10 protein-coding genes are annotated in these 12,566 nt (G+C 51.9%); 8 read left to right on the top strand and 2 right to left on the bottom strand.

Annotated elements, in window-relative coordinates:
* Positions 1–11: 11 nt before the first annotated feature.
* The 4 genes from MHI45_RS28270 to MHI45_RS28285 are packed head-to-tail and all read left to right on the top strand — an operon-like array spanning position 12 to position 6,024.
* The gene (locus MHI45_RS28270; protein WP_076111416.1) at positions 12–1,799 is read left to right on the top strand and encodes a glycoside hydrolase family 2 protein; all 1,788 of its coding nucleotides are present in this window, start codon (positions 12–14) and stop codon (positions 1,797–1,799) included.
* A gap of 23 nt (positions 1,800–1,822) precedes the next feature.
* Positions 1,823–3,571: a glycoside hydrolase family 2 protein gene (locus MHI45_RS28275; protein ID WP_076111417.1), complete on the top strand. Its 1,749-nt coding sequence runs from the start codon at positions 1,823–1,825 to the stop codon at positions 3,569–3,571.
* A gap of 35 nt (positions 3,572–3,606) precedes the next feature.
* Positions 3,607–5,031: a family 43 glycosylhydrolase gene (locus MHI45_RS28280; RefSeq protein ID WP_076111418.1), complete on the top strand. Its 1,425-nt coding sequence runs from the start codon at positions 3,607–3,609 to the stop codon at positions 5,029–5,031.
* A 45-nt stretch (positions 5,032–5,076) separates the two neighbouring features.
* Positions 5,077–6,024 (top strand): ArsR/SmtB family transcription factor, encoded by a 948-nt coding sequence (locus MHI45_RS28285; protein WP_076111420.1) that lies wholly within the window; start codon positions 5,077–5,079, stop codon positions 6,022–6,024.
* A 201-nt stretch (positions 6,025–6,225) separates the two neighbouring features.
* Here MHI45_RS28285 and MHI45_RS28290 read toward each other — a convergent pair whose 3' ends face one another.
* Positions 6,226–7,266, bottom strand: coding sequence for an acyltransferase family protein (locus tag MHI45_RS28290; protein ID WP_076111421.1), 1,041 nt, complete (start codon positions 7,264–7,266; stop codon positions 6,226–6,228).
* A 193-nt stretch (positions 7,267–7,459) separates the two neighbouring features.
* Between MHI45_RS28290 and MHI45_RS28295 the strand changes: the two genes are divergently transcribed.
* The 4 genes from MHI45_RS28295 (at position 7,460) to mgrA (ending at position 10,914) form a co-directional block, all read left to right on the top strand.
* A complete protein-coding gene (locus tag MHI45_RS28295; protein ID WP_076111423.1) occupies positions 7,460–8,200 on the top strand; it encodes an alpha/beta fold hydrolase in 741 nt (246 codons plus the stop codon).
* A 41-nt stretch (positions 8,201–8,241) separates the two neighbouring features.
* The gene (locus tag MHI45_RS28300; RefSeq protein WP_306080829.1) at positions 8,242–9,009 is read left to right on the top strand and encodes an HAD family hydrolase; all 768 of its coding nucleotides are present in this window, start codon (positions 8,242–8,244) and stop codon (positions 9,007–9,009) included.
* A 34-nt stretch (positions 9,010–9,043) separates the two neighbouring features.
* Positions 9,044–9,781 (top strand): NAD-dependent protein deacylase, encoded by a 738-nt coding sequence (locus MHI45_RS28305; RefSeq protein WP_076111427.1) that lies wholly within the window; start codon positions 9,044–9,046, stop codon positions 9,779–9,781.
* Between the two features lie 128 nt (positions 9,782–9,909).
* Positions 9,910–10,914, top strand: a complete 1,005-nt coding sequence (gene mgrA / locus MHI45_RS28310) for an L-glyceraldehyde 3-phosphate reductase (protein ID WP_076111428.1) — start codon at positions 9,910–9,912, stop codon at positions 10,912–10,914.
* Positions 10,915–11,497: 583 nt separating this feature from the next.
* On the opposite strand, the gene MHI45_RS28315 is transcribed toward mgrA, so the two are convergent.
* Positions 11,498–12,364 carry an AraC family transcriptional regulator gene (locus MHI45_RS28315; RefSeq protein ID WP_341119797.1) on the bottom strand — a complete coding sequence of 289 codons (867 nt, stop codon included), beginning with the start codon at positions 12,362–12,364 and terminating at the stop codon, positions 11,498–11,500.
* Positions 12,365–12,566: the final 202 nt, after the last annotated feature.

The following is a 12,566-nucleotide window of genomic DNA, read 5'->3' on the forward strand; positions in this document are numbered from 1 at the left end:
TGAAGTACACCATGTTGACAGAGGTAAGCAATACACAAGTTCCGCGTCCGGAGTATCCAAGGCCTGAGTTTCTCCGCAAAGAGTGGCTGAGCTTGAACGGAGAATGGGATTTTAGTTTTGATGATGAACGGGTTGGTGAGGATGAACGATGGTACCTGGCCGATGCTCCCGCTTTATTTACAGAAACCATCCAAGTGCCCTTTGCGTTTCAGAGTAAGCTGAGCGGCATTGAAAATCCCTCTTTTCATGATGTGGTGTGGTATAGAAGAAGCTTCGAGGTCCCGGAGGCTTGGGACGGCAAGCGGCTTGTCCTTCATTTCGGTGCAGTGGATTATTTGGCAAAGGTCTGGGTAAACGGGCAGCTGGTGGCGTCACATGCAGGCGGTCATACGCCGTTTCAGGCAGATATCACACCGTCGCTGATTAAAGGAAGCAACACGATTGTGCTGCGGGCGGAAGATTTCAGCCGGGATGTAACCTTGCCGCGGGGCAAGCAATACTGGCTGGAACAGTCCGCTGCCATCTTCTATACCCGCACGACCGGAATCTGGCAGAGTGTCTGGATCGAACCGTTGTCAGCGGTACATCTGAGCAAAACTAGGCTGACGCCTGACATTGACCGCAATGAAATCCGCATCCGGACGTTCCTCCAGGGGTTTAAGGCTGCCGATGAGCTTAAACTTCGCATAACGGTATCGTATAGCGGTGAAGTGGTTGCGGAAGATCAATACTCGATCAGGAATGCCGAGCAGCATCGGACCCTCGGACTGGGTGATTTTACGGATCATGGTCTTGGACGCCTATGGAGCCCCGAGCATCCGAATTTGTATGACATTCAATTCGAGCTGCTTCGGAATGGCGAGGTAGTCGATGAGGCTGCGAGTTATTTCGGCATGCGCAAGGTATCTATTGAGGACGGCAGGCTGTGCCTGAATAACCGCCCGTATTTCCAGAGACTGGTGCTGGACCAGGGATACTTCCCGGAGGGAATTCTAACCGCGCCTACGGACGAAGCCTTGAAGCGTGATGTAGAACTGGCGAAGGAAATGGGATTTAACGGAGTAAGAAAACACCAGAAGACAGAAGATCCCCGTTTCCTGTACTGGTGCGACAAGCTTGGCCTGCTCGTCTGGAGTGAAGCAGCCAATGCCTATGAATATTCTGAAGAGTATGTCCGGCGGTACACCAGCGAATGGCAGGAGATTATTGAGCGGGACTATAATCACCCAAGCATCGTGGCCTGGGTTCCGCTGAATGAGAGCTGGGGAGTTCCCAATGTCCAGATTGATACACGCCAGCAGCAGCACGGACTGGCAATGTATCATTTAACAAAATCTTTGGATGAGATGAGACCCGTTATCTATAACGATGGTTGGGAGCATATGACTACGGATCTGGTAACTATTCACGACTATGAGAGTCGGCAGCAAGTGCTGGAAGAAAGATATGCCACGGCAGAATCCGCCGTGAATGCGATGCCGGCGAACCGTAAAATATTTGTCGGCGGAGCTTCCTATCAAGGGCAGCCGATTCTCGTATCGGAGTTTGGCGGAATTGCCTTCAAGAAAAGCGACTGGGAGGGCTGGGGTTACTCGGGAGCAGAGAATGAGGAGGACTTCCTGATTAAGCTGAAGGCAGTGGTGGACCCGATGTTCACTTCACCGGTGATTCAAGGCTACTGCTATACCCAGTTGACAGATGTCGAACAGGAAATCAATGGGTTGCTCACTTATGACAGAACGCCCAAAGCGCCGCTTGAAGCCATTCGCAATATTATGATGCATAACCATAATAAATAATATTTCACAAAAGGAGTTACACAATGGCACATCTACCAATGCTTCCCCGTCCTGAGTATCCCCGTCCCGACTTTGTCCGGCCCGAGTGGATCAATCTGAACGGTCAATGGCAATTTGAGATTGATCATGGCAAAAGCGGAAAAGAACGCAGTTACCATGACAAAGGACATGATCTCTCGGAAACGATAACGGTCCCCTTCTGTCCGGAAAGCAAGCTGTCCGGCGTAGAATATACAGATTTTATGGCAGCCGTATGGTATAAACGGGAGTTTACTTTGCCGGAGAACTGGACCAATGGCAGAACACTGCTGCACTTTGGTGCAGTTGATTACATGGCGGAGGTATGGGTTAACGGAGTCTCTGTAGGCACGCACTGCGGCGGGTACACTCCGTTCAGTTTTGATATTACCTCCAATTTGTTGCCAGGCGGAAATGTCATTTCCGTCTATGCTGAAGACGATGTCCGTTCCGGTCGCCAGCCCCGGGGCAAACAAAGTGAAATGTTCCAATCGCATGGCTGCGACTACACACGTACCACGGGGATCTGGCAGACAGTTTGGCTTGAGCAGGTGCCCGACGCTTATTTGTCGGACATGAAGGTTGTCTCCGATCCCGACAATGCTTGCGTGCATCTCGAAGTCAAGGTGCACGGAAATGTATCGGGAGATACGCTTACCGTTTCTGCTCTGTATGACGGCAGATCCGTTGGGGAGACCCGTGTCCTTGTCTCCGGACACTCCGTAAAACTTACCCTTCCGCTCTCGGAGGTTCACTTGTGGGAGGTTGGCAACGCCAGACTGTATGATCTGAAGCTGTCCCTGCATACACAGGGCCGGGAGAGCGATACGGTCGATTCTTATTTTGGCCTCAGAACCGTATTGCTGGATGGAATGAAATTCCTGATCAACGGAAAATCGGTGTTTCAGCGTCTTGTACTGGATCAGGGATTTTATCCGGAGGGGATCTATACCGCTCCAAGCGATGAGGATCTGCGCAAAGACATCGAAATCTCCATGGGACTGGGCTTTAATGGTGCTAGACTTCATGAGAAGATTTTCGAGCCGCGTTTTCTGTATTGGGCTGACCAATTAGGGTATCTGGTATGGGGAGAGCATGCGAATTGGGGGCTGAATATCACTCGAGCAGAGAGCTTGGCCCAATTTCTTCCGGAATGGCTTGAGGGCATGCAGCGGGATTACAATCATCCTGCGCTGATCGGCTGGTGTCCTTTTAACGAGACCTGGGACAGAGACGGCACCAAGCAAAACAACGATGTGCTGCGGATTGTATACGAGGTTACGAAACGAATGGACCCGACGCGTCCTGTAATTGATACAAGCGGCAATTTCCATGTGGTGACGGATATTTTTGATCTGCATGATTATGATCAGAACCCGCAGACGTTCCGGGAAAGATATGAACCGATGAACGATGGCGGAGAAGTGTTCAATACCTTCCCGGACCGGCAAACGTATGAAGGCCAGCCTTATTTCATCAGCGAGTACGGCGGAATTTGGTGGAATCCGCTGCAGAAAGACGAGAAGTCCTGGGGTTATGGGGACCGTCCAGTAACTGAGGAGGCGTTTATTGAACGCTACGAGGGACTGACCCAGGTTCTGCTGGATCATCCGATGATGTTCGGCTTCTGCTATACCCAGTTATATGATGTGGAGCAGGAAGTGAATGGCCTGTATACCTATGACCGGCAGCCGAAATTTGATCCCGAAGTGATTCGCCGCATCAATTCGCGTAAGGCAGCCATCGAAGAGTAGCCTTCTAACATCATCCGAAAGGAACGTGAAGGGTTATGAAGGGAAATATTCGCAATAAGTGGCTGCTGGCCATAGGCGTACTCCTTATTCTTCCAATGGGTCAGGAGACATATGCCGTCCCCAGCCATAACAACTTCTACAACGTAGTCATGCAGGATGGAGCGGACCCTTGGGTTTATAAGCATACAGACGGGTTCTACTATTTCACCAAAACAACCGGCGGCAATGTTACCCTCTGGAAGTCCGCCCAGCTGACTATGATAGATGCTGCTCCCACTAAGGTTGTGAATACAGGCGGCAGCGGCATATGGGCACCTGAGCTGCATTATATTAACGGGGCCTGGTATATCTACTACGCGATGGACGACGGAGACAATGTGAACCACCGGATGTATGTCATGGAGAATACCTCCGCTGATCCGACAACGGGAACCTGGCAGTTTAAGGGCCAGATCACAGATGCATCCGACAAATGGGCTATAGACGGCACTGTGCTGCAGGTGAATGGCGAGCTGTATTTTATCTGGTCGGGCTGGGAGGGTGATATCAATGTGCGGCAAAATCTCTACATTGCCCATATGAGCAATCCTTGGACGATTGATTCCGGCCGCATAGAGATTTCAAGACCCGCCCATAGCTGGGAAACCAACCATTCCCCGCATGTAAATGAAGGCCCGCAGGTGATAGTGCGCGGGGGTGTCATCAGTCTGGTCTATTCGGCAAGCGGAAGCTGGACCGATGATTACTGTCTGGGACTGATCACAGCAGACACATCGAGTGATCTAATGAATCCCGCATCATGGGTTAAACGCAGCCAGCCTATATTCAGTTCAGCAAACGGACTTTACGGGCCGGGGCATAATTCGTTTACTACATCTGTAGATGGCACGGAGGACTGGATCGTCTACCATGTCGCCAAATACAGGGGAGCTGGATGGAACCGCGAGGTTCGCACGCAGCCCTTCAGCTGGAATGCCGACCAGACGCCTAATCTCGGTGCTCCCGCAGATCCTGATCACCCGATTGCTTTGCCATCCGGCGAAGCCCCTCATTTCCGTTATGAAGGGGAAGAGGGGATATTTGGTGGAGAGGCTTATGCCTCAGCCAGTCCCAAGGGCTCGGGAGGTCTTAAAGCGGGTCATCTGGATACAGCGGCGAGCTACGTGGAATTTTCAGTTCAGGCGGCATCTGCAGGCGAATATATTCTTTTGGCCCGGACGGCGAACGGAACGGCTGGCGGGAATTGGTCCAATCTTCAGCTTAGTGTCAATTCAGGACCTTCCAGCCCGTTTTACATCACCAATAAAGGCTGGGAGAACTGGGGGCTCTCCACAGCCCGGGTGCAATTGAAGGCAGGACAGAACAAGATCCGGTTTGCGAAAGGCGAAGGATACGGAGAAATTGATTTCATTGATATCAAACCTGTGAACAGCAGACTTAATTGTTTTTCAGTTCATTAAGAAGTAAGATGAGTATAATGATTAGGAAATAAGGAGAGCTGAATTGTGCTGGAACTTAGCTTAAATGACCCGGACAAACTGGTCACGGTGACCCATGCCTTATCAACCCGCTCGAGGGTTGATATTCTTCGGCTCTTAAACTCTAAAAACTTAAATATTATCGAAATAGCCGAGAAGCTGAAGCTTCCGGTTTCGACGGTAGCGAGCAATATCAAAGTATTGGAAGCGGCTGAGTTAATTCATACAGAATTAGTTCCGGCCTCCCGCGGGGCGATGAAAGTCTGCAGCAGGAATTACGATGATCTCCACATTGCCTTGAATCTGAAAGAGCCGATGTCGACGGGAGTTACCCATGTCTATGAAGTAGAGATGCCGATCGGCCATTACAGCGATTGTGAGGTATCTCCTACATGCGGGATGGCGAATAGCGAGGGCCTTATTATCAGAGATGATGAACCGTCAAGCTTTTATCACCCTAAACATGTCAACGCACAGCTGATCTGGCTCCGCAAAGGATTCCTGGAATATTTGCTGCCTATGGATATCCCCTCCGGAGCGCGAATTGAATCGCTTGAGCTGTCTATGGAGATGTGTTCCGAAGCTCCGAATTATGACCAGAACTGGCCTTCGAATATTTCCGTATGGGTGAATGGTTCGGAGATCGGCATGTGGACCAGTCCCGGTGATTTCGGTGACCGGCGCGGCAAACTGAATCCGAATTGGTGGTGGGATGGATCCACACAATACGGGTTTCTCAAGACCTGGCGTGTTGACCATGAAAAGACGACGCTCGATATGGAGAAGGTATCGGGTGTTACCTTAGATGATCTTCTGATTAACCGCAGCCCCAAATTGCGGCTGCGCATTGGAATCAATCCTGATGCTGTTCATCAGGGCGGGTTGAACCTTTTTGGCCGCCAATTTGGAGATTACGAACAGCATATTATTATGCAGGTGAAATATACGATGGAGCAGGATGAAGCAAACTTGTAGCTCTATCTACTCTCCATCATCAAGGGGGTGTCTCAAAAGCCGTGAAGGAATTGGCTTTTAGACACCCCCTTTTATTGTTTCGAACGATCATAGATAAGAGCTTGAGTGGACGTTCCGCGAATGTTCACTATTCAATAAGGAAAATAACAGCTGTGCGTATCGTTAGAAGACGGAGCTTGCTGCCTCTATAGCACGCTAGAGTCAGGGTGTGCGGCGCAGGGCGGTCCGCTGCAGGGTGATCATCCAGTCGACAGAAGGCTCGACAATCGGGTGAAGCAGACGTTTTACCCCGGGCTGGGCCAGCAGCACCGTAGAGAGGATTGCGCAGAGCAGCAGAAGAGCTGTCCCGGCGGCGTTGCCGATATAGGCGTAGACTCCGGAAATGGCGGCCAAACGCACGATAAAGCCATGCAGCAGAAAGACATAGAGTGTGCGGCGGCCCCAGTCAGTCATACGGCTAACCTGGTAAGGCACCCAGCCCAGAAAAGCCAGGGAAGCGGTGATTTGCAGAGCGTAGACAGCCAGCCGGTACAGACCCGCATACCATTCGCCTGCCCCAAGCTGCATATAAGTCATGCTCCCGTACAGCCAGCCCATTGGAAACCCGGAGCCCAGTACAGCCAGGAGGGCAAAAATCAGGACAGAGAATGCGGCTGCTGCAATTTTGACATACCTCTGAACCCATTTGGCAAAGGTACTAAATGAAAAATGATAGCCGATTACGAAGAAGGGTAAATATACGAAGGTGCGGCTGATGCTGAACCAGACCCCGTCAAGCTGTAAATATCCGACGGCCACTCCCGCCGCTACGGCGAAGGTGATTTGTGCCGCTCGGGACCATTTGCCCATCCCCAGCATCAGGAGACGCCAGCAGGCATGACTGGCCAGGAACCATAGGAGCAAATAAGGGGCGAAGAAGGAATGATGGATATTGGATACATGGAAGAGGGAAACGTCCAGGGCTGAGTATAGGCTCTGAAAAATAAGATATTGCATTGCGATCTGCAGCAGCACCTTGCGGCCTGCGGACCCGGTGAGGCTCTTTCTGGCGAAATAGCCTGTTACCAGCACGAAGAGCGGCATATGAAAGCTGAAGATCCACAGATAAAGACTGTGCATTCCATCCATGCGGCTAATTAAAGGTTCAATGGCGTTGCCTACAAATACGGTAACAATAAGCATGAAACGCAAGTTAAGGAAAAAAGTTTCTCCGCGCGTTTCCAGCGTGTTTTCCCTGGTCATGACCTAACCTCCAAATTATGCACTGTGGAAATTACTTTAATTTTAAAATACAAGATTTTCGAAGAATAAATTGTGAAATACATCACAATGGTAAGCGCTATCACAAGACTCAATTGTGGCGATGTGTTGAAGGTTGTTTGATTTACTTGATTCCTCTATAATTTTTGTATGCAGTACCCGGGAGTGAACACTATTGAAAAAAAGAATCACCAGACGCAGCATCCTCATAGCACTGCTTTTGTTTTTAATTGTGGCGGGGTTGCTCTTGTGGAAATACTTAACCCCTTATACTCCGGCAGAGAAGGCCGAGTCTGCGCTAGTGTCCGCCGGAGGTGTGTCTGTTGAGCAGAACGACAACTGGATCTCTTTTGAGCCCACGGTCATTTTGGGGACGGCAGTGATTTTTTACCCCGGCGCATTGGTGGAAGCAGAGGCTTATGCCCCGCTGGCCAAACGGATTGCCGCTGCCGGGCATCCATTCTATATAGCCCGCATGCCGCTGAATCTCGCGGTCATCAAGGGCGATGCCGCAGATGAAATCATCCGCGTGCATCCCAAGCAGTCTTTTGTGCTCGGCGGTCATTCGCTGGGCGGTGTGATGGCGTCCCGTTATGCGTCAGAGCATCCGGATCAGCTGAAGGGTGTTTTTTTTCTCGCTTCCTATCCCGATGAGAAAGGTAGTCTGAAGGACACTACATTGTCCGTATTATCCCTGATCGGTACGGAGGATGAGGTTGTTGACAGGGACAAATACAACGAGGGACGTTCCTATCTGCCGGGCAATACGGTATATTTCTCGATTCTGGGCGGAAATCATGCCCAGTTTGGAAGTTATGGGCCACAAAAAGGTGACGGTACTGCAACGATTACCGAGGATGATCAGCAGGCCCGCACAGCACGAACGATGCTGGACTGGATGGGGAATCTGCGGTAGCGGGCTATTCATCATGGCTATAGATAGATGAGAGGAGACGTATGATGCCACTGCTGCATGTAAAGGATCTCTCCGTGCCTTGCCAAGGCATATTGTTTGACAAGGATGGAACACTGCTCGACCTGCTCGCCACTTGGGGTAGCTGGGCAGAGGAGGTGCTGCTAGGTCTCGGCAATGAGCTTGCCCTTATCGGCACCGGATCGCATGTTGATCTGTCCAAGGTGCTTGGCACATCTCATAATGCTGAAGGTAAGGTAATAGGCTATGATCCCGCCGGACCTCTCTCTATGGCAACTACGGAAGAGAGTTATGGCATTCTCGCGTGGCAGCTGTACACTGCCGGAGTTCCCTGGAATGAAGCGCTGGTCCGTGTGAAGGCCATTGCCAAGGATGCGATGAATGGAATACGCGGACGCCACACAATCGAGCCGTTGCCGGACCTGCTGCCGTTCTTGCAGCAATGTGCCGATGCTTCCTTGCAGCTGGGTGTAGTTACATCCGATGGTGACAAGACCACAGGTGAGCAGCTGGACTTACTTGGAATAACCGGTTACTTCCATACTATTGTCACGAGGGACCGGGTATCGAATGGCAAACCGGATCCCGAGATGGCCGAAACCGCTTGCCGGGAACTGGGCCTGCTGCCGGAGCAGACTGTTATTATCGGTGACAGCAATGCGGATATGCAGCTCGGCAAAGGTGCGGGCTTGCGCTTATCGGTCGGCATCTCTTCTGCCGGAGCGGCTGGACATCTGCAGGATGCCGACATCGTCGTTTCCGGCTTTCATGAGCTCCGCATTACCTGTTAACAAATAACTCGTAGAAAGGGTGCGTGTGCAGACTATGGATCCATTGCAAACTTTGGCTTCCTGGATCAAGGATAGCGGAAACATCGTTTTTTTCGGAGGAGCCGGAACATCCACGGAGAGCGGTATTCCGGACTTCCGCTCAGCGGCGGGTTTATACCAGACTGAGCATAACTCGCCTTATCCGCCCGAGGTGATGCTGAGCCGCAGTTTTTTTATGTCCTCGCCGGACATTTTTTTTGATTTCTACCGCAGCAAAATGATTCACCCGGAGGCAGAGCCAAACGGTGCTCATTTATTGCTGGCAGGGCTGGAGCGGCAAGGCAAACTGAAGGCGGTCATTACGCAAAATATTGACGGGCTGCACCAGCTGTCCGGCAGCCGTGTGGTGCTGGAGCTGCATGGCTCTATCCACCGCAATCACTGCATGGGCTGCAACCGTTATTACGGTCTGGAGCAGGTGATTCAGTCTGCTGAACGGGCGCCCCTCTGCCCGGAATGCGGCGGCATCATTAAGCCGGATGTGGTGCTCTATGAGGAACAGCTGGACCATGATGTGCTGGTTGGGGCGGTCGCAGCGATTGCGGCTGCAGATTTGCTTATTATCGGCGGCACTTCGCTGACCGTTCAGCCTGCAGCCAGCCTCGTCACCTACTTCCGGGGGCGGCATACGGTGCTGCTGAACCGTGACCCGACACCGTATGACCATAGGGCGGATCTGATTATTACCGACCGGATCGGGAAAGTGATGGGAGCCGTTCAGGAACAGCTCTGAGAATCTTATAGATCTCACATCCTGTGCGTATCACTGCAGGTGATTTCAGATTACAAGATTACAACGGCCTCCAGTGGTTTAAAATAGGGTAATGTGACAACTGAGGATACGAGAGGCAGGGATAAGCAATGGTATATGTGGCTAGCGATGAACGGTATGAAGTTATGCAGTACAACCGCTCTGGCAGATCAGGACTGAAGCTTCCGGCGATATCACTGGGACTCTGGCATAACTTTGGCGGGATCGACACTTATGAGAATGGCCGGGAGATGATTACCCGTTCGTTTGATCTCGGCATTACCCATTTTGATCTGGCCAATAATTATGGCCCGCCCGCAGGCTCGGCAGAGGAACTGTTCGGCAAGGTGCTCGCCCGTGACCTTTCCCCCTACCGTGATGAGATGGTGATTTCTACTAAGGCGGGATATTATATGTGGCCTGGACCCTATGGGGAATGGGGTTCACGCAAATATATGCTGTCCAGTCTGGATCAGAGCCTGAAACGGCTGGGTCTGGACTATGTCGACATTTTCTATTCTCACCGTCCGGACCCCGAGACACCGCTGGAAGAAACGATGGGCGCGCTGGATTATGCCGTGCGGTCAGGCAAAGCGCTATATATCGGATTATCCAACTATACGGCGGAGCAGACCGTGGAGGCGGTCAGCATTCTGAAGGGGCTCGGCACTCCGCTCATGATTCATCAGCCGAGGTATTCGATGCTGGACCGCTGGATCGAAGGTGGACTGCAGGATGTGCTGGAAGAGAACGGTATCGGCAGCATTGCGTTTACTCCGCTGGCCCAGGGCCTGCTGACCAATAAATATTTGAATGGTATCCCTGAGGATTCAAGAGCGGCCGGTCCATCCACCGCGCTGAATGAAAGCCGGATTACACCGGAGGTGCAGCGCAAGATCCGCGCCCTTAACCAGATGGCTGTCACGCGCGGCCAAAGTCTGGCCCAGTTTGCGCTCCTCTGGACACTTCGCGGCGGCAGAGTGACCTCTGCGCTGATTGGCGCAAGCCGGGTGAGCCAGATCGAAGAGAACATCGCCGCGTTGTCCCATGCGGACTTTACCCAGGAGGAGCTGGATCGGATCGAGACCATCCTCAAGACAGAGAGTGATGTGTAAGCTTCACATCCACTACATGTATGGCCTCCATATGCATCCCGTTTAGGGGCCTATTGCTGCACAGCCCGCTTCCTGACCGGAAGACGGGCTGTTGCTGTAGTTGGACAATTAGGAATAGGGCAACCTGGGAAAGGGATGGACATAACATAGGGAATAGAGGGGGATGAAGTGAGGTGCGAATCGGACTGAGGGGACGTTATTTCGGGGAGAAACATCCAAAACTTACACAAACGGACCGTATAGCCGTTATTCTATCTGAAAAGTGGCAGAACACGCGCAATATTGGAAATAACGCCTCTGAGGTCCGAATTTGTGTAAAAGACAGGTGGATCAGCGTAATAGTGGCTATGGAGTCCGTTTGCAGCATGTTATCTCCGGAGGGATACGAGGTTAACTAATCAGCTTGATACCGTGTGGTAGCGCATCACACAATAAGGTGAGAGGGTTCAGCGCGGGCCACGGCAAGGTGCAGAGAATTCAGCAGGATTGCCGGGTGGACTGAGATCAACGCGGCTATCGAGAGCCGCAGTGTCTTATTGGGTTCGGGATGGTGTACAGAATTCTGGCCTCAATAAAACAGATCTCAAGGCTGCTTCTTCTCCCCGGGTCTGGCCGTTGAGATGCGGTAAGCGGTTGGAGACTGGGCACAGAAGCGTTTAAATTGGCGGGAGAAATACAGGGCATCTGTCAGTCCAACGGATGCCGCAACCTGCTCCACGGATAATTCTGGACGTTCCCGCAGCAGCTGGCGCGATTTCTCGATGCGCAGCTTAAGCAGATAGGTCACCGGTGAGAGACCGGTCTCCTGCTTGAAGATCCGCGACAGGTAAGCGCGGTTATAGCCGAGGCTGCCGCACATTTGCTCAATTGAGACCGGGTGAGCATATTGGGAGGCCATATAGTGGATCATCTGCTTCACGGTGCGCTTGACCTGTGATTCTGCCCCCGACAGCCTGGAGGAGGAGATATGCCGCTCAGCGGCTTCTCCGACAATCAGATACAGATAGCCGAGTGAAGTCAGGTGGGCGCTCTCCTTATTGGCGTAAAATGCCTGCATCATCCCGGCCATCGCGGCTGGGATGACACTGCCTTCAGCAGTGGAGAGCACCGGCTTCTGCGGCGTGAAGCCGGTCTGCAGCACAAGCGCGTCGGCTTCCGCACCGGTGAAAGCGGCCCAGCGGTAGCGCCAGGGCTGCTTCTCGTCCGAGAGATAGCTGACCAGCTGGCCGGGATGGATCAGGAAGCAGTCGCCTTGTCCCAGCTCATATTTGCGCTGCTCGGTGCGGAAGGTCCCGGAGCCGGATTCAATGAAGTGAAGCAGGTAATAATCATAGATTTTGGGACCGGCCTGATGCAGCGGCAAGGTCTGGCTTTCGCCGGCAAACAGTACATGCAGATTTTGCTTATCATAATAGACGGGATTTGACCCTACGGAATAAGTATGTTCCACGAAGAAGCTTCCTTTCTGGAGTTAACGCTGTCACCGCTTTGGGAACGGGTAATCGCTGGAAATGCCCGTCCTCCGATTATAACACGGAAGTCACATTTATCCATGCATTGCACACATGATTGCATTATCAGGGCAAGTCTGATTTTATTATAATATAACCATGAAGACAGCAAGACTGATTCCAAGTTGAAGCAAGAGCAGC

The sequence above is a fragment of the Paenibacillus sp. FSL H3-0321 genome (assembly GCF_038002865.1).
GTDB lineage: Bacteria > Bacillota > Bacilli > Paenibacillales > Paenibacillaceae > Paenibacillus_AQ.